The 16,992-nt window shown below is 72.1% G+C and carries 14 protein-coding genes and 1 pseudogene; 9 read left to right on the forward strand and 6 right to left on the reverse strand.

The genetic code is table 11. The features are described from left to right. Positions 1 to 20: 20 nt before the first annotated feature. The gene (locus OG289_RS05575; protein WP_327312878.1) at positions 21 to 569 is read right to left on the reverse strand and encodes a GNAT family N-acetyltransferase; all 549 of its coding nucleotides are present in this window, start codon (positions 567 to 569) and stop codon (positions 21 to 23) included. 142 nt (positions 570 to 711) lie between these two features. On the opposite strand from OG289_RS05575, the gene OG289_RS05580 reads away from it, so the two are divergent. Both OG289_RS05580 and OG289_RS05585 read left to right on the forward strand, forming a co-directional pair. Continuing rightward, positions 712 to 1,104: a VOC family protein gene (locus OG289_RS05580; protein WP_327312879.1), complete on the forward strand. Its 393-nt coding sequence runs from the start codon at positions 712 to 714 to the stop codon at positions 1,102 to 1,104. 640 nt (positions 1,105 to 1,744) lie between these two features. Continuing rightward, a pseudogene (locus OG289_RS05585) lies at positions 1,745 to 2,508 on the forward strand (VOC family protein). A gap of 28 nt (positions 2,509 to 2,536) precedes the next feature. On the opposite strand, the gene OG289_RS05590 reads toward OG289_RS05585, so the two are convergent. Beyond that, positions 2,537 to 3,016 (reverse strand): MarR family winged helix-turn-helix transcriptional regulator, encoded by a 480-nt coding sequence (locus OG289_RS05590; protein WP_327320595.1) that lies wholly within the window; start codon positions 3,014 to 3,016, stop codon positions 2,537 to 2,539. Between the two features lie 380 nt (positions 3,017 to 3,396). Next, entirely contained in the window at positions 3,397 to 5,058 is a 1,662-nt protein-coding gene (locus OG289_RS05595) for an FUSC family protein (RefSeq protein ID WP_327312880.1), read from the reverse strand. A gap of 166 nt (positions 5,059 to 5,224) precedes the next feature. On the opposite strand from OG289_RS05595, the gene OG289_RS05600 reads away from it, so the two are divergent. The 4 genes from OG289_RS05600 (at position 5,225) to OG289_RS05615 (ending at position 9,483) form a co-directional block, all read left to right on the forward strand. Next, positions 5,225 to 5,773 (forward strand): DUF5134 domain-containing protein, encoded by a 549-nt coding sequence (locus tag OG289_RS05600; RefSeq protein WP_327312881.1) that lies wholly within the window; start codon positions 5,225 to 5,227, stop codon positions 5,771 to 5,773. A gap of 159 nt (positions 5,774 to 5,932) precedes the next feature. Next, entirely contained in the window at positions 5,933 to 6,868 is a 936-nt protein-coding gene (locus OG289_RS05605; protein ID WP_327312882.1) for a M56 family metallopeptidase, read from the forward strand. Between the two features lie 456 nt (positions 6,869 to 7,324). Then, entirely contained in the window at positions 7,325 to 8,014 is a 690-nt protein-coding gene (locus OG289_RS05610) for a phosphatase PAP2 family protein (protein ID WP_327312883.1), read from the forward strand. A gap of 794 nt (positions 8,015 to 8,808) precedes the next feature. Then, positions 8,809 to 9,483 carry a TetR/AcrR family transcriptional regulator gene (locus OG289_RS05615; RefSeq protein ID WP_327312884.1) on the forward strand — a complete coding sequence of 225 codons (675 nt, stop codon included), beginning with the start codon at positions 8,809 to 8,811 and terminating at the stop codon, positions 9,481 to 9,483. Here the strand turns inward: OG289_RS05615 and OG289_RS05620 are convergent. Beyond that, positions 9,471 to 10,973: an LVIVD repeat-containing protein gene (locus tag OG289_RS05620; RefSeq protein ID WP_327312885.1), complete on the reverse strand. Its 1,503-nt coding sequence runs from the start codon at positions 10,971 to 10,973 to the stop codon at positions 9,471 to 9,473. The two genes, OG289_RS05615 and OG289_RS05620, sit on opposite strands and share 13 nt — an antisense overlap. A 130-nt stretch (positions 10,974 to 11,103) precedes the next feature. On the opposite strand from OG289_RS05620, the gene OG289_RS05625 reads away from it, so the two are divergent. Then, positions 11,104 to 11,802: a DUF305 domain-containing protein gene (locus OG289_RS05625; protein WP_442818870.1), complete on the forward strand. Its 699-nt coding sequence runs from the start codon at positions 11,104 to 11,106 to the stop codon at positions 11,800 to 11,802. 94 nt (positions 11,803 to 11,896) lie between these two features. On the opposite strand, the gene OG289_RS05630 is transcribed toward OG289_RS05625, so the two are convergent. Next, positions 11,897 to 12,481, reverse strand: coding sequence for a DUF6214 family protein (locus OG289_RS05630; RefSeq protein ID WP_442818871.1), 585 nt, complete (start codon positions 12,479 to 12,481; stop codon positions 11,897 to 11,899). A gap of 200 nt (positions 12,482 to 12,681) precedes the next feature. On the opposite strand from OG289_RS05630, the gene OG289_RS05635 reads away from it, so the two are divergent. Then, positions 12,682 to 14,055, forward strand: a complete 1,374-nt coding sequence (locus tag OG289_RS05635; protein ID WP_327312887.1) for an FAD-dependent oxidoreductase — start codon at positions 12,682 to 12,684, stop codon at positions 14,053 to 14,055. Between the two features lie 114 nt (positions 14,056 to 14,169). Beyond that, on the forward strand, positions 14,170 to 15,585 hold the full coding sequence (locus tag OG289_RS05640) for a nucleobase:cation symporter-2 family protein (protein WP_327312888.1): 1,416 nt from the start codon (positions 14,170 to 14,172) through the stop codon (positions 15,583 to 15,585). Positions 15,586 to 15,634: 49 nt separating this feature from the next. Here the strand turns inward: OG289_RS05640 and OG289_RS05645 are convergent, their stop codons facing one another. After that, the gene (locus OG289_RS05645; RefSeq protein ID WP_327312889.1) at positions 15,635 to 16,936 is read right to left on the reverse strand and encodes an extracellular catalytic domain type 1 short-chain-length polyhydroxyalkanoate depolymerase; all 1,302 of its coding nucleotides are present in this window, start codon (positions 16,934 to 16,936) and stop codon (positions 15,635 to 15,637) included. Between the last annotated feature and the right edge of the window lie 56 nt (positions 16,937 to 16,992).

A 16,992-nucleotide genomic window follows, 5' to 3' on the forward strand; every position in this document is an offset into this window, starting at 1 on the left:
CCGGGGGCCGGGCAGCCGGCTCAGGCGAGCGGCTTGACCAACAGCTCGAACTGAAGGTCGTCGCGCTGGGGGATGCCGAAGCGCTCGTCGCCGTACGGGAAGGGGCTCATGCGTCCCGTACGGCGGTAGCCGCGTCGCTCGTACCAGGCGATCAGGTCCTCGCGTACGGAGATCACGGTCATGTGCATCTCGGTGACGCCCCAGTCCTCGCGGGCCTGCCGCTCGGCCTGCGCCATGACCACCTTGCCGAGGCCGGCCCCCTGCACCGTCGGACTGACCGCGAACATGCCGAAGTAGGCGTGGTCGCCGCGGTGTTCGAGCTGGCAGCAGGCGATGATCCGGCCGTCCCGCTCGACGGTGAGCAGGCGGCTGTTCTGCCCCTTGATGACCGCGAGCACGCCGTCGGGGTCGGTCCGTCGGCCCTGGAGGATGTCCGCCTCCGTCGTCCACCCGGCCCGGCTGGAGTCTCCGCGGTAGGCGGACTCGATGAGTGCGACGAGCGCGTCCACGTCGGCGTCGGTGGCGTCACGGAAGGTGAATTCGGTGGCAGCGGTGGCGGCGGTGTCCATGCGGGCGATCTCCGGTCCCTGGCGCGGCGGCAACACCGACGAGAGTAACCCTGTCCCGCCCAGGGCCTGTCCGGCGGATGAGAGTGCCGGACCCGCGTCCGCGTCCCGATCCGCCGGACATGGCCTACTAGGCTGCGGATGCATGGTGCACGTACTCAGCAGCAGGACCCTGCTCCGCCCGACCGACCCCGAGCGCTCCCGAGCCTTCTACGGCGAGCAGCTGGGCCTGGCCGTCTACCGCGAGTTCGGTACGGGATCGGAGCGCGGGGTCGTCTACTTCCTCGGCGGCGGTTTCCTGGAACTCTCCGGCCGGTCGCAGACCCCGCCGGATCCTGCCGTCCGGCTCTGGCTTCAGGTACCGGACCTTACGGCGGCGCACGACGAGTTGCGGACGAAGGGCGTCGAGATCGTCCGACCTCCGGTGAAGGAGCCGTGGGGCCTGCTCGAGATGTGGGTCAAGGATCCGGACGGAACACCGATCGTCCTGGTGGAGGTACCGGCAGACCATCCGATCCGGTACCGGCCGGGCATCTGAGGTCACCGGTTCGCTCCGGAGTGGCCGGGCATCTGAGGTCACCGGTTCGCTCCCGAGTGGGCGGGCCTCTGAGGTTGCCTTCGACCGGGGAGGGAGATCTGGGCGGCCGGCACGGTCTGGGGTTGGGTATCCAGGCCGCACATGGGTTGGGTTGGGGGTCTCCGGCCGCCTGCACGGCCTGGGGCCGATCCGGGCCGCCTGCACACCTGGGTTGGGACGGGCATCCGGGCCCCACGCATGCCTGCGTTGGGACGGGCATTCGGGCCGCCTGCGCGCCTGGGTTGAGACGGGCGTCCGGGCCCGCCTGCACGGGCCGGGGTCGGGCATCCGGGGACGTGGGTCGGTCCCGGGGTTGGTTGTCGGGAATGCCGGGCAGTCCCGGGTCGCGCGGCGGAGCCGCCGGACCCGGTGCGAGAGGTGCGGCTGTCCACGTCCCGGGCCGAGCCGCCGGGCCCAGTGGTCGAATCCGCCGGCCGACCCCCAGCTGGGTGTTCGAGGATGGATGCCGGTCGGCCGTGTCGGGTTTGTACGGGCATGGGGCCGGGCTCGGTGGGTTTCCCGGGGGCGTGGTGGGCACCGGATGCCGTGGGCCGGGGTGAGGCTTAGCGTGCTGGAGGGGGTTCCCTTCGGAAGGAACGCCATGAAGCTCGACGCGCCCGTGCCCGGCGGGCCCTGCTGGGCAGAACTGGGGACCAGTGATCTGGAGGCGGCGAAGCGGTTCTACGCGGAGCTGTTCGGATGGCGTGCGGAGACGGATCCGCGACAGGAGGCGGGCGGCTACACGGTCGCGCACCTCGACGAGGCGGCCGTCGCCGCGCTCACTCCCCTGTATCAGGAGGCACAGCCGTGCGCCTGGACGTGTCGTTCGCGGTGACCGACGCGGATGTCAGCGCACGGTTGGTCACCGAGGCCGGCGGCAAGGTGCTGGTCGGCCCCATGGACATCTTCGACGTGGGCCGTTTCGTGGTCGCCCTCGATCCGGGCGGCGCCGCGTTCCAGCTGTGGCAGGCTCGGGCCTTCCCCGGTGCCGGTCTGTTCAACGCGCCCGGCTCGCTGGGCTGGGTCGAGCTGCTGACCCGTGATCCCGACCGGGCGGAGTCCTTCTACACCACCGTGTTCGGCTGGACCGTCAGGCCCTCGGAGAGCTACGTGCAGTGGGGCGTCGGCGGCGCGGACTTCGGCGGCATGATCACGATGGACGAGAAGTTCCCGCCCGAGGTGCCGCCGCACTGGCTGCCGTACTTCGCGGTGACCGACGTGGACGCGTCCACGCAGACGGCCGTCGGGGCAGGCGGCACCGCGCTCATGGAGCCGACCTCGGTACCGGACGGTCCGCGGATCGCCGTGCTGCGGGACCCGTTGGGCGCGGTGTTCGGTGTGTACCGGGCGGGAGGGGAGGGGTGACCCTCGACAGGTTGCGTGGAAGTCGCGTTCAGATCCGCAGCGACCGCATGTGTCCCTCCAGCCGGCTCAGCAACTCGCCGAGCAGATCGGCCAGTTCGCCCTGCCGGCCGCCGTCCAGCGCGGACAGTACGGCGCTCTCGTAGCCGAGTTGCTCGGGCATGATCCCGTCGACGAGTTCATGTCCGGCGTCCGTGAGGCGGAGGTGGGCGACGCGGCGGTCCCGGGTGTCGCCGCGTCGCTCCACCAGACCGCGCTCGGTGAGCTGCTTGAGGCGCTTGGTGACGGCTGCCCCGGAGGAGAAGGTCTCGCGGGCCAGTTCGCCCGGGGTCAGCTCGTGTCCGGTGCGGCGCAGCGCGCCGAGCAGGTCGAACTCGGGGCGGCTCAGGCCGGCTCGCCGCAGGGGCGCGTCCTCGGCCTGCTGGAGGAGGGCGGCGCAGCGGTTGACGCGGCCGATGATCTCCATGGGTGCGGTATCGAGCTCGGGCCGCACTGCCTGCCACTGCCGCACGACGGCCGCGACCGTGTCGTTCCTCGCCGGGGCGCCGGTACCCGCCGGGTCGCCACTCCCCCTCCGGTCGCCGCCCGGCCGGTCACCACTGGCGAGCGGGTCGCCATTCCCCGTCCGACCGCCACCCCCGGACCGCTCCCCTCTCCCCTGCCGGCCGCCGCCCCCGGACTCCTGGCCACTGACGGGCCGGTCGTCGCTCCTCCGCTCGTCACCGTCGGCCGGCCGGTCGCCGCCCTTCGCCCGGTCGTCACTCCTCGTCCGGTCACCGTCGGTTTCCGGCTCGTCGGCTGCGGGCCGGTTTCTCAGCGCCTCGTCGGTCGCCGGTTCTTCGGATCCTTCCGGTGTCCCGCTACCCGCCGCCGACCGTCCCTGCGTCGCCGTCATCGCCGTACGCCCTCCGCCTTCGTGCTCGCGTCCCGGTCCAGGAGCAGCCCCTGGCGCCGTACCGTCGCCGCGAGCGTACGGTGTCCGGACTGTTCGGCCGTCACGACCCGCTCCTCGGGCAGGGTCCGCTGCCACCACTCGCCGGACGCCGCGTCGGCGGTGGCGCGCAGGTCGACCAGCGCGGCGGCGAGGCCGCGGCGGGCGGACTCCAGGGCGCCGGGGACCGGGCGCGGCTCCGCCAGGAGTCCGGCGGCGTGCTCGCGGGCCCGCTCGACGGCCGTCAAGGCGTGTCCGAGGCAGTCGCCGGCCCTGCGGTTGGTGACGGCGACCGCGGCGAGGAAGCCGACCACGGCGCCGACGAGGGTGTCCACGAGCCGCTCGGTGATCAGCCGGCCCGAGTCCTGGACCTGCGCGAACTCGGTGATGAGCAGCGCCATCGGGGTCACGCAGACGCTGCCGAGCCAGTAGTTGCGGCTGATCAGCGCCTCGGCGCCGAAGTTCAGGGCCAGGCAGACCAGAACGAGGGCCGCCCGGTGGACATGGGCGAGCGGGACGAGCGCGGCGAAGGCGAGGACGCCGACGAGGTTGCCGACGACGCGCTGGACTCCGCGGCTCCAGGTGAGGGTGACGTTCGCCTGGTAGAGCGAGGCGGCGGTGACGAGGGCCCAGTAGGGGCGGCCCACACCGAGGGCGAGGGAGGCGTATCCGGCGAGGGCGCAGCCCAGCGCGGTGCGCACGGCGATCGGGGTGAGCGGACCGAGGCGACGCCACAACGGCGGTCGGCCGGTGGCGAGTCCGGCGTCGAGGCCGAGGAGTTCGTCGTCGTCCACGAGGTCGTCCGGGTAGGGGACCGGGCCGGTGCCCCGCAGGTCGCGGGCCCAGTCCGACAGCCGTGTCGGGTCGGTGTCGGCGGGAGCCGCGAGGGCGATCTCGGCCCGGACGACGAGCCGCTCCAGGGCGCGGCGCGTCTCCCCGGCGCGGGCCGACAGGAGGGTCTGCCAGGCGGCGTGCACGGCGGCGGCCGCGGCGGCACGGCTGCGGGTGTGGCCGTCGCCGGTGCCGTCCGTGGCGGCGTGCGCTGCTACGTGCGCCGCGGCCGCGTTCAGAGCGTGGGCGGTGGCGCGGCGCTCGGGACCGTGCGGGCGCGCCGACCGGGGCGCCATGCCGATCAGCCAGGCCCAGACACCCGCCGCGAGGGCCAGTCCCAGATGGCCGGGGATCTGCCCGGGGGTCTGCGGCACGAAGAGGGAGGCGGAGCCGATGAAGGTCAGGACGACGTTGCCGGGCGGGCCGAGGCGGGTCGCGTCACAGAGGACCTTCTGCACCGCCGCGAGAAGGGCGCCGACGGTGACCAGGACGACGGCGCTGGTGGTGAGCGAGGCCGCGAGCAGGGCGACGGCCAGGCCGCCGGTCATGCCCAGCACGACCCAGGCCAGGACACGGGCCCGGGCGGCGTAGGGGCGGTTGTGGGCGTACAGCGCGCACAGGGACCCGGCCATCGTGTACATCGCCAGGTCCAGCCGGTCGAGCGCCAGCAGGATCAGGTTCGGCGGGGCGACCGCGGCGACCACGCTCAGGGCGGGCTTGAACCAGATGTCGGAGGGCCGGCCGAGACGCAGCACACCGGCGAGCGGGAGGCGGAGTCGGAGTCGGGGCATACGGATCAATTTAGCATGTGTTTTACCAGTGAAAGATATGCTCGGCGCCGTCGCCACCTGCCGTGCTCCGTCGAATGCTCCCCATGTACACCCTTGCGCCCGCTTGCGCGCGGCATGGCGTGGGCATCGCATCCCTCGATTGCGAACGTCGAGCGGGGAGGTGCGCGTGCACGGACCGGCTTCGCCCGGCTGGCTGCTGGTCGCGCTGTGTGCGGCGACCGGGGCCTACTGTCTGCTGCGGATGCGCAGCGGAGTCGAGGAACAGCGCAGGGCCGCGGGCGGCGAGGCGCTGATGGGCTTCGGGATGGCCGCGATGGCCGTGCCCCCGGCCGCGTTCACCCCACCGGCGTGGGCCTGGCCGGTGTATGCGGCGGTGTTCGGCGCGGCCGCGCTGCGGGCCCTGTGGGCGGCCCGCGCGAGCGTCCACCACCTGCACCACCTGGTGGGGACCGGGGCGATGGCCTACATGGCGGCCGTGATGGCCGCCTCACCCTCGCCCGCTCACGCACACGCGCCCGGCGGCTCGGGGGTCCCGCTGCTGACGGGCACGCTGCTGCTGTACTTCACCGGATACGTCCTGCTCTCCGGGGTCCGGCTGCTGCCGGTGGCCGGGGCGGCTGGGGCCGCCGTCGCCTGGAGCGACCGGCCCGAGGTGGCGCGCGCGTGCCGGCTGTCGATGGGCATCGGCATGCTCGCCATGCTGCTGACCATCTGACTCGACCCCAACTACCTTACGGGCAGCGGCAGTCCACCTGCCCCGGCCGCCGTCCGCATCGCCCGGCCGCCACGATCCACGTCACCCGGCCGTGGTCTGCGTCACTTCGCCGTAACAACTCGTACCCCTGAGCGGTACGCCGCTCATAGGGTGCTGTCCATGATGGTCCCCGCGGTCCTGCTGCTGCTCGGTGCCCTGACCGCCGTCGTCGCCCCCCGTCTGATCGCCCGGGCCGACTGGCCGGACCGCGAACCGGTGGTCGCTCTGTGGGCGTGGCAGTGCGTGGTGGCGGCGGTCCTGCTGTGCTGTGCGCTGTCGATGACGCTCAGCGCGGCGGCAGCCTGGCACGCGGTGCGCGGCCAGGTCTTCGCACCGGCTCCCCACACGGTCGTGGAGGCGTACGCGCTGGGTGCGACCGGCCCTTGGGCGGCGGCGACCGCGGTGACGCTCGCGTGCGGCGGGCTGTGGAGCGGGGCGATGCTCGTGCGGGAGGTGCTGCGCAGCCGGGCCCGCGTCCGGTCCCGGCGTGCCGAACTCCGGCTGCGCGCACCGTTGTTGCCCGGCGAGAAGTTCGCGACGGGTCGGCTGCTCGTACTGGAGGGTGAGCGTCCCGATGCCTGGTGGCTGGCCGGTGCGGAACCCCAACTGGTCGTCACCACAGCCGCGTTGCAGCGCCTGAAGGGCCGTCAGCTCGATGCGGTGCGCGCGCACGAGCAGGGGCACGCCCAGGCCCGGCACGACTGGCTGCTGCACTGTTCGACGGCGCTGGCCACCGGGTTCCCACAGGTCCCGGTGTTCGCCGCGTTCCGCGACGAGATGCACCGGCTGGTCGAGTTGTCCGCCGACGACATGGCCTCCCGCCGCTTCGGCCGGCTGACGACCGCGCTGGCGCTGGTGGAACTCAACGAGGACCGGGGTGTGTTCGGCCCCTCCCCCACCCCGCAGGCCCATCTCCCGCAGCGCGTGCACCGGTTGCTCACACCACCCGACAGGCTCACCGTGGCCCGCAGACTCCGGCTGACGGCGGCGGCCTCGCTGGTGCCGGTGATTCCGGTGCTGGTGGCACTGGTGCCCGGGCTGCGAGCGCTGGGCTGAGCACCCACCGCGCCGGAAGGACCCCCCAGGGGCCCGACGAGCCACCCGGGGCGCCGGGACGAATCCCCGGAGCCAGGCCAAGGCCACCCCAAGGCCGGGACAAGCCACCGCGGGCCGGAAGAGCCCCGGGGACCAAGCCCAAGCCATCCCGGGTCCCGGAACAAGTCCCCGGGCCGAGACAAAACCACCCCAAGGCCGAGACGAGCCCCCGGGATCAAACCCGGGCCACCCCGGGCCAGGACGAGCCACCCCGGGGCCGGGAGGAGCCACGACGACGCCGGACGAACCACAACGACGCCCGGACAAGCCCCCGCGCCGAGGCCGGCCACTCCAAGGCCGCGACCAGCCACCCCAAGGCCAGGACCGGCCGCCCCGACGACTGAACGCGAACCATCCCGGGCCGGGACAAGCCCCCCGGGTTCGCCTCCCGCGCCCCAGTTCGGCGAGGATCGACCTATGCACAACCCGCCCGTCGACTCCCCGCCCCGGCCCCGGCCCCGGCCCCGCCCCCGTGCCCGGTGCACGGCCGTCGGTAGCGCCCTTGTCCTTGGACTGTGCTCCGTCGCTCTCCTCGTGCTGGTCTGGGTCAAGTGGCATCCCCTGATCTCCGTCGACGGCGACATCTCCCGCACCACCCACCGCTGGGCCGTCGCCGACCCCGACGTCACCCAGGCCTGCCGCATCCTCACCGACTGGGTCTGGGACCCGCTGACCATGCGTCTGCTCGGCGCGGCGGTCGCCGTGTGGCTGGTGTGGCGGCACGCGGCCTGGTGGACGGCCGGGTGGCTGGTCGCCACGTCGGCGCTGGGCACGCTGATCCAGCAGGGCCTGAAGGCCTGGGTCGGCCGCGCCCGCCCGGTCTGGCCCGACCCCGTCGACTCCGCGCACTACGCGGCGTACCCCTCCGGGCACGCGCTGACCGCGACCGTGGTGTTCGGCCTCCTGCTGTGGCTGCTGCACCGGCACGGCGTCGGCCCTGTCGTGTGGCGTACGGCGCTGGTGGTGGCGGTGGTCTCCGTGGTGGGCGTAGGGCTGACGCGGATCTGGCTGGGCGTGCACTGGCCCTCGGACGTCCTGGGTGGCTGGCTGCTGGGGGCGATGACGGTGGCCCTGGCGATCGCGGTACAACGACGGTGGCAGCCGTGATCGGGCCGGGGCGCCGGGGAAGGCGCGGGCACTGGACACGGCCGGCACGGTGTGGGGCGGCGCGGCTCCCGTCCGGGTGCCCGACGAGGTCGCCGGATGGTGGCGGGTGCGAAACGAGAGCGCGGAGTTGCACAGGCCCGCGTACACCGGACTGTCCGGTCAGATGACGCTCCCGGCGCCCGCGCCGGACGCCGAGCGGCACGGCCGGGACTGAAGGCCGGCGGACTGGCCCCGTACCCCCGAGGTACCCCCGACGCTCTGGACGCGCCGAGCGGGTTGGGCGGGCGGGGCTTCCGGGTCGGTGTGGGCGGCGCCTGCGGCCGGTGTTCCGGGAGCACGGCCTCGACCGGTACGTCGACGTCGACGTCGACGCGTGCGTGCCATCGTTCGAGCACGGTGTGCGGAAGCCGGGCCCCGGCGGCTGTTCACGGTCGTGCGCGAGGCGCCGCGCGCCGATCCCCGCAGGACTCTGATGGCGGGCGACGACCGCCCACGGACGGAGGTTCGGCGGGGCGGCGGTGGGCTGCGCGGCGCACTTCACGGACCATCTGCCGGCGGTCGAACGTTCGCAGGGGTTGCGGCCGGGCGTGGACCTGGTGGGCTGATCCGCCGAGACCTCGGCTCGCCCCCTGCCGACGGTAGCCTCAGGCCACCTTTACGGGAAAATGCGCGCCCACTCTGGACGATCCCCCGCGTCGCCCAGAGCAGGCGTCAGCCCGGCGCGCTCCGTCCGGAGTCGACCGGGATGCCCTGAGTATAGTTGGCTGGCAGCCAGTCAACGCAGGAGTTACAGGATGTCCCCGCGCAGCGCCTCGGTCAATGAAGAATTGCGGCGACGTTCCCGGGAACGGCTCCTACAGGCCGCGGTGGAGCTGGTGAGCGAGCGCGGGTACGAGGCGACGACACTCGCCGACATCGCTGACCGGGCCGGCTCGGCGCGTGGTCTGGTTTCGTACTACTTCCCCGGCAAGCGACAGCTGGTGCAGTCGGCCGTGCACCGCCTGATGCACCGCACGCTGGAGGAGGCGCTGGAGCGGGAGCCGCACACCGAAGACGGCCGGGAGCGGATGGCGCGGGCCATCGACGCGATCATGGGTCTGGCCCGGGACCGTACGGTACTGATGCGCCAGCACATGGCGGGGCTGCTGCAGGCCGAGGGCTTCGTGCGGTGTCCGGAGCAGCAGCGGCTGGCCGAGCTGCTGCGGGACACCGCGGTCCGGCACGGGTCGCAGGACGTCGACCACGACTATCCGATACTGCGCTCCCAGCTCATGGGCGCCGTCTACGCGATGGTGCTGCCCAATGCGCCCCTGCCGCTGACGACGTTGCGTACCGATCTGTTCGCGCGCTACCGGCTCGACTGGGAGCAGGGGGTCCCGCCGGACGCCGAGGCGCCCGGCGGGAGGTGTGACACCGATCTGTCGCGGTTCTTCGCGACGGACCCGGCGGCCGGGGATCAGTCGAAGTAGTCCGGCTGGGTCTGGACGTTGAGCTCGCGCAGATGGACCCGCTTGGCCGGATCCGTACGCCGGTCGTCGATCTTCAGCACGTCGAAGCCCTTGGCGATGTCGTTCGAGTAGATGTAGCCGTTGTAGTAGTACGCCGACCAGGGGCCGGCGGTCGTGAGCCGCTCGGTGTCCACCGGGCCGCGCTCGAAGTAGGCGATCTCCTTGGGGCGGGCGGAGTCGGTGAAGTCCCAGACGGAGACGCCGCCCTGGTACCAGGCCTGGACCATGATGTCCTTGCCCTTGACCGGGATCAGCGAGCCGTTGTGCGCCACACAGACCTCGGTGGCCGCCTGGGGGCGGTCGATCTTGAAGTAGCTGCGGAAGACGAGCTTGCGGTGCTCGCCCTTGCCGACGATGTCGTAGATGCCGTCGGCACCCCTGTTCGGGCCGATCTCGGCGTTGCAGGTGGCCGCGCCTCCGCCGCCCAGCTCATCGGTGAAGACGACCTTGTTCGCCTTCTGGTTGAAGGTCGCCGAGTGCCAGAACGCGAAGTTCACGTTGTCCTGGACCTGGTCGATGACCTTCGGGTGCTCCGGGTCCTTGATCGAGAACAGGATGCCGTCGCCCATGCAGGCACCGGCCGCCAGGTCCTTCTCGGGCAGCACGGTGATGTCGTGGCAGCCGGTCGTCTTGGAGACGCCGGGGTTCGTGGGAGCGCCGGGGTTGCCGCCGCCGTCGGGACCCTCACCCGGGAAGAGGACGGGGAAGCCCACGAGCGCCGCCTGCTCCGGCGCGTTGCGCGGCACCTTGATGACCGAGATGCCGTCGTGCGGGGGCTGACAGTCGGGGTAGGCGGCGTTCGGCGAGTACGAGGAGACGTAGATGTAGACGTTCTTGCGCTCGGGCACCAGGGTGTGGGTGTGCGAGCCGCAGGCGGTCTCCACGGCGGCGACGTACTTCGGGTTCGCCTTGTCGCTGATGTCGAAGACCTTCATGCCCTCCCAGGAGGACTTCTCGGTCACCGGCTGCGTGGTGCTGTTGCAACTGCTGTCGCTGCGCGAGGAGTCGGTCGACAGGAAGAGCAGGTTGCCCGAGACGGAGATGTCGTTCTGCGAACCGGGGCACAGCACCTGGGCCACGGTCTTCGGGGACTTCGGGTTGCTGATGTCGAAGATGCGGAAGCCGTCGTAGTTGCCGGAGAAGGCGTACTTGCCCTGGAAGGCCAGGTCCGAGTTGGTGCCCGGCAGGGCTTCCTTGGGGATGTTCGCCAGGTGCTCGATGTTGGCGGAGTGGACGATCTCGTCCTTCCCGGGTATCTCGCCGTCGGCGATCGCCTCGGCCGCCTGGGCCTGGGCGTCCTGGGACACCTCGCGCTGCACGGCCGGGCCGTCCCCCGGGTCGGGGGTCGCGGCCGCCGGCACCGCCGTCAGGAGTGCGGCCAGGAGTCCGGTACACGCAGCCGCGACTCCCAGCCGTCTGCGGCGCGTTCGGGGATCGTTCAACAGGGTCACTGCATCCTCCCTCGTCGCCGTTCGCACAGGAACGGTTCACGGTGCTCCGAAGTATCGTCTTCATCATGCACATATCAAAGGTTGGCAACGCACTCGTAATGAATCTTTCCGGTCAGTAATGCGGTCAGTGATGCGAAGATCCCTACGAGGACGGTCCCCGTCCCCAACTCGCCTGCCCCAGGAGGTCGTTGTGCTCGTTCGCCGCGTGCCCCTCGTCGCAGCCTCGCTGCTGCTCGCACTCGCTCTCGCGGGCTGCGACTCCGGTGAGGACACCAAGTCGGGTGCGGCAAGCGGACCTTCGGTGATCGCGCCGGGCAAGCCGGGTGAGGCGAACCGGACCCTCTCCGCCCAGGACGCGGCCGAGCAGCGCGTCGACGACGACACGCCCAACTCGGCCGACGTGGCGTACGCGCGGATGATGATCGAGCACCACGCCCAGGCGCTGGAGATGACCGAACTCGCCCCGGCACAGGCCCGGTCGACGACCGTGAAGGGACTCGCGGCGCGGATCGGCGCGGCACAGGGCCCGGAGATCGAGGCCATGAAGGCCTGGCTCACGACGTACGGCAAGGAGACGGCGAGCACTGGGCACGAGCACACGGTGATGCCCGGGATGGCCACCGAGGCACAGCTGACCAAGCTGCGCGCGGCGCGCGGCAAGGCGTTCGACGCGCTCTTCCTCACGCTGATGATCACCCACCACGAGGGCGCCCTCACCATGGCCACGGACGTCAAGGCACAGGGCAACAACGTGCGGATCGAGGAGATGGCGGACGACGTGATCGCGCAGCAGACGAGCGAGATCACCCGGATGCGCGGAATGCAGTAACGCCTCCGCCTCCGACGACAGGCTGTGCAGGCACCCCTGGCCGGCACCCCTGGCCGGCACCCCCTGTCGCCGCGCTCTTCGCCGACGCCCTTTGTCAGCGCCGTGTGTGACGTGGCGTCAGGTGTCCCGCGTCCCGTGCCTGCGCGATCAGCCTCAGCGACCGGCGCCGGCTGCGCCCCGTCGCGCACATGACCGCGAGGACGGGGTCCACCCCCTCCTCCTGGGCCGCGCGGTACTCCTGTGCCACCAACCACCGCCCCTGGGCACCGCGCGGCCAGGCCGGACGGGCGCGGCGGGGGCCGAGGGGCTCGTCGGCATCCGCCTCACCCTCCGCGCCGCACGCGTCCCCCGCCCCACCCTCCGTGCCGCACGCGTCCCCCGCCTCACCCTCCGTGCCGCACGCGTCCCCCGCCCCACCCTCCGTGCCGCCCGCGTCCCCCGCCCCACCGACGCCGTCGTCGCGGTTCGCGAACAGCGGACCCTCGATCCAGTCCGCGAGCACCGTCAGGTCGACGAGGGACAGGGCCGGCCGGGCCCGGATGTCCTCGATGGAGGCGCTGCCCCCGCAGACGACGGCCAGCAGCTCGACGTGCGCCCCGTCGGCGAACGCCAGCCGGACATGGAACCAGGAAGTGATGCCTTCACCCTCCCGGACCTCCCACGCGGGCCACACGGACACCGTGCCGTCCTCGGTGGAACGGTCAGAAAGATTAAGAAACGATGCTTCTAGCACACACGCAACGAAACCGCATGATCACTTTCCATACGAACGAACACGCGCGCATCACGACCACACAGCACACTGACAGCGGAGCGGCCGCGGTGCGATGCTGGAGTCACCAGCGATCTCCTCCGGCCTCCGGGGTAAGGAGTTCCGCCGTGCTGCGTGTCGCCGTCGTCGGCTCCGGGCCGAGTGGGGTCTACACCGCCCAGAGTCTGGTCCAGCAGGACCCCGAGGTGCTCGTCGACGTCCTGGACCGGCTTCCGTGCCCGTACGGGCTCGTGCGGTACGGCGTCGCCCCGGACCACGAGAAGATCAAGTCGCTCCAGCAGAATCTGCGCGCGGTGCTGGAGCACGAGCGGGTGCGCTTCCTCGGCGGGGTCCGGGTCGGCGCGGGCGGGGTGCCCGTGGCCCGGCTGCGCGAGCTCTACCACGCGGTCGTGTACTGCGTGGGCGCCGCGACGGACCGCCACCTCGGCCTCCCCGGCGAGGATCTGCCGGGCAGCTGGTCGGCGACGGACTTCGTGTCCTGGTACAGCGCGCATCCGGACGCCCCCGTCCACCGGTTCCTGCAGGGCACCCGATCGGCCGTGGTGGTGGGCGTGGGGAACGTCGCGGTGGACGTCACCCGGATGCTGGCCCGGGGCCCGGCCGAGCTGAGCCCCACCGACATGCCGCAGGCGGCGCTGACCGCGCTGGCGGCGGGCACGGTGACCGAGATCCACATGGTGGGCCGGCGGGGCCCGTCCCAGGCCCGCTTCACCACCAAGGAGCTGCGTGAGCTGGGCGGGCTGCCGGACACCGAGGTGGTCGTGGACGAGGCGGAGCTGGCGCTGGATCCGGCCTGCGGCGAGCCGTCCGGACTGGCGGCGGCGCAGCGGCGCAACGTGGAGGTGCTGCGCGGCTGGGCGGCGATGCCGGCCCGCGGCGCCCGGCGGCGGATCCGGCTCCGGTTCTTCCTGCGGCCCGTCGAACTGCTGGCCGACGGGGACCGGGTGGGTGCGGTGCGCTTCGAGCGGACCGCCCCGGACGGGCAGGGCGGGGTGAGGGGCACCGGCGCATACGAGGACATCGAGGCACAGTTGGTGCTGCGGTCGGTGGGTTATCGCGGGGTGCGGCTGGAGGGACTGCCGTTCGACCCGGAGCGGGGCACGGTGCCGCAGCTGGCCGGGCGGGTGCTGCGTGAGGGCGTGGTCGCGCCGGGCGAGTACGTGGCGGGCTGGATCAAGCGGGGCCCGACCGGTGTCATCGGCACCAACCGGCCGTGCGCGAAGGAGACGGCGACCTCGCTGCTGGAGGACGCCCCCGATCTCGTACGGCGGGAGCTGCCCGGTGATCCGCTCGGGCTGCTGCGAGCCGCCGGGGCCGAACCCGTCGAGTGGGCCGGGTGGCTGGGGATCGAGCGGGCGGAGGCGGAGCTGGGGGCCTCGCTGGGGCGGGGCGTGGTGAAGCTGCCGGACTGGGCGTCGCTGCGGGCCGCGGCGAGCCCGACCGGGATCGATGTACAGGACACACAGCGGCAACGTCCGTGAAATCAACAAACTGTTCAAGGGACGTACGGTCTCGTGCTGTGCGGATGTCCCCCTGCCCGCCCGCCTTCTCGCCACCCCCCGCGTCCCCCGTCTCCCCGCCGCTCTGGAGTGCCCATGGCCACCACCGCGCCCGTTCATCCCGTCGACGAGGTGCCACCCGTACGACAGTTGGCCGCCTTCGGCCTGCAGCATGTGCTCGCGATGTACGCGGGCGCGGTGGCCGTGCCCCTGATCGTGGGCGGTGCGATGAAGTTGTCGCCCGCAGACCTGGCGTATCTGATCACCGCCGACCTGCTGGTGTGCGGCATCGCCACGCTCATCCAGTGCGTGGGTTTCTGGCGGTTCGGCGTGCGGCTGCCGATCATGCAGGGCTGTACGTTCGCGGCGGTGTCGCCGATGGTGCTGATCGGGACGACGGGCGGCGGGCTGCCCGCGATCTACGGATCTGTGATCGTGGCGGGGCTCGCGATCGTGCTGCTGGCCCCCGTGTTCGGCAGGCTGTTGCGCTTCTTCCCGCCGCTGGTCACGGGCACGGTGATCCTGGTCATCGGTGTCTCGCTGCTGCCGGTCGCGGGCAACTGGGCCGCGGGCGGCGTCGGTTCGGCGGACTTCGGGGAGCCGAAGAACATCGGGCTCGCCGCCTTCGTGCTCGTGGTGGTGCTGGGTGTGCAACGGTTCGCGCCGGCGTTCCTCAGCCGGATCGCGGTGCTGATCGGCATCGTGGTGGGGCTCGCGGTCGCGGTGCCGTTCGGGTTCACGGACTTCGACGGGGTCGGGACCGCCGACTGGGTCGGGATCAGCACGCCGTTCCACTTCGGCGCGCCCGTCTTCGAGGCGTCGGCGATCATCTCGATGCTGGTCGTGGCGCTGGTGACGATGACGGAGACGACCGGTGACCTCATCGCGGTCGGCGAGATGACGGGACGCAAGGTCGAGCCGCGCAGCCTCTCCGACGGCCTGCGCGCCGACGGCCTGTCGACCGTCCTCGGCGGCGTCTTCAACACCTTCCCGTACACGGCGTACGCGCAGAACGTCGGCCTGGTGGGCATGACCCGGGTGCGCAGCCGCTGGGTCGTCGCCACCGCGGGCGGCATCCTCGTCCTGCTGGGCCTGCTGCCCAAGCTCGGCGCGGTGGTGGCGGCCGTTCCTGCGCCGGTGCTGGGCGGTGCCGGGCTGGTCATGTTCGGGACGGTGGCCGCGAGCGGGCTGCGCACGCTGGCCGGGGTCGACTTCAAGGACAACCACAACCTGACGGTGGTGGCCGTGTCGGTCGCGATGGGCGTGCTGCCGGTGGGTGTGCCGACGATCTACGAGAAGTTCCCCGACTGGTTCCAGACGGTGATGAACAGCGGCATCAGCGCGGGCTGTGTGACGGCGATCGCGCTCAACCTGCTCTTCAATCACCTTCCCTCGACGGCCGGTCCGGCGCCGCGGCCGATCGCACTCCCACACGGCGGCGGGGAGGAACCTGTCGAGACGTCGGCTGGGCAGTCCAGGGAGTCCAGGAAGCCCAGGGAAGAGACCGTCTAGACGGTCCGCCGGGCGGCCGGGCATGCCGGCCGCCCACCAACGTCGGGTCTCAACTCTTCGTGCAAGCTGCCCCGTTGAGCGTGAAGGATCCGGGGGCGGCGCTGTTGCCGGTGTGGTTCGCCTGGTAGCCGATGGTGACGCTCGCGCCCGGGGCGAGCGTCGCGTTGTACGTCGCGTTCGTCGCCGTCACCGTTCCGGAGACCGGTGCGTACGTGGCGCCCCAGCCGTTGGTGATGGTCTGGCCGCTGGGCAGGGTGAAGCCGAGCTGCCAGCCGTTGACCGTGGTGGTGCCGGTGTTGGTGAGGGTCACGGAGGCGGTCAGACCGGTGTTCCAGGCGTTGGTCGTCGCGGTCACCCTGCAACTGCCGGGCTCGGGTTGCGGGGCGGGACCCGAAGCGTCCAGACCGAAGAAGGTGAGCACACGGGCGGCCATGCCCCAGGCGTACAGGTTGTGGCCGACCCCCTGGAGGCTGATGGCCTCCACCGGGGCCTGGTCACCCGTGCCGCCGTACCGGGTGCGGGTCCAGCCGGAGGCGGGCGAGTCGGTGGCGGACGGGGTCTGGCTCACTCCCCGCACATTGGTCCACTGCTTGATCTCCTCGCCGAAGTTGGGGTAGCGCAGCACGTCGTCCTCGGTGCCGTGCCACACCTGCATACGCGGCCGGGCCCCGGTGTAGCCGGGGTAGGCCCCGCGGGCGAGGTCGCCCCACTCCTGCGCGGTGTGGATCACGGTGCCGCCGGAGCAGGCACTGTTCCACTCGGAGCCGTCGGTGGTGGCGAAACAGCCGAAGGGGACCCCGGAGAAGGCGGATCCGGCGGCGAACACGTCCGGGTAGTCGCCGAGCAGGACGTTGGTCATCATCGCCCCGGAGGAGATACCGGTGGCGTAGACGCGGCTCGTGTCGGCAGCGTAGGCGTCGGTCACCCAGTCGATCATCGACTTGATGCCGACGGGGTCGCTGCCACCGCCGCGCTTGAGCGCCTGGGGCGAGGAGACGTCGAAGCACTTGCTGCTGCGCGTGACGGACGGGTAGACGATCACGAACCCGTACTGGTCGGCGAGTTGGGCGTACTCGGTTCCGGAGTACATCGCGGGACCGGAGCCGCCGCACCAGTGCACGGCGACGAGGACGGGCGGGTGCGCGGTGACGGTGGCCGGTGCGTACACGTACATCTGGAGGTTGCTGGGGTTGGTGCCGAAGCCGGTGACCTCGGTGAGGGTGGCGGCGGGCACCGGTGCGGCGGCCGCCGTCCGGGCGGTGGCCGCGGGTGCGGTGAGGAGGGCGGCGAGGAGCAGGAGCAGCAGTGCGCCGAACAACGAACGCAGCGCTCTCCCAGGTGAGTTGGACACGCGCTTGCCCCTTTCTGGTAGCGGCTCGGGGGACGTCGTACGTGAGGTGCGTGCGA

This window comes from Streptomyces sp. NBC_01235 (assembly GCF_035989285.1).
In the GTDB taxonomy this organism is placed as follows: domain Bacteria; phylum Actinomycetota; class Actinomycetes; order Streptomycetales; family Streptomycetaceae; genus Streptomyces.

What these genes read in the sequence shown, in the direction of transcription:
- OG289_RS05595 (WP_327312880.1), bottom strand. Translation starts at nt 5,058, where the DNA reads ATGCCCCGACTCCGACTCCGCCTCCCGCTCGCCGGTGTGCTGCGTCTC.
- OG289_RS05610 (WP_327312883.1), top strand. Translation starts at nt 7,325, where the DNA reads ATGCACAACCCGCCCGTCGACTCCCCGCCCCGGCCCCGGCCCCGGCCC.
- OG289_RS05615 (WP_327312884.1), top strand. Translation starts at nt 8,809, where the DNA reads ATGTCCCCGCGCAGCGCCTCGGTCAATGAAGAATTGCGGCGACGTTCC.
- OG289_RS05605 (WP_327312882.1), top strand. Translation starts at nt 5,933, where the DNA reads ATGATGGTCCCCGCGGTCCTGCTGCTGCTCGGTGCCCTGACCGCCGTC.
- OG289_RS05625 (WP_442818870.1), top strand. Translation starts at nt 11,104, where the DNA reads ATGCGAAGATCCCTACGAGGACGGTCCCCGTCCCCAACTCGCCTGCCC.
- OG289_RS05575 (WP_327312878.1), bottom strand. Translation starts at nt 569, where the DNA reads ATGGACACCGCCGCCACCGCTGCCACCGAATTCACCTTCCGTGACGCC.
- OG289_RS05580 (WP_327312879.1), top strand. Translation starts at nt 712, where the DNA reads ATGGTGCACGTACTCAGCAGCAGGACCCTGCTCCGCCCGACCGACCCC.
- OG289_RS05640 (WP_327312888.1), top strand. Translation starts at nt 14,170, where the DNA reads ATGGCCACCACCGCGCCCGTTCATCCCGTCGACGAGGTGCCACCCGTA.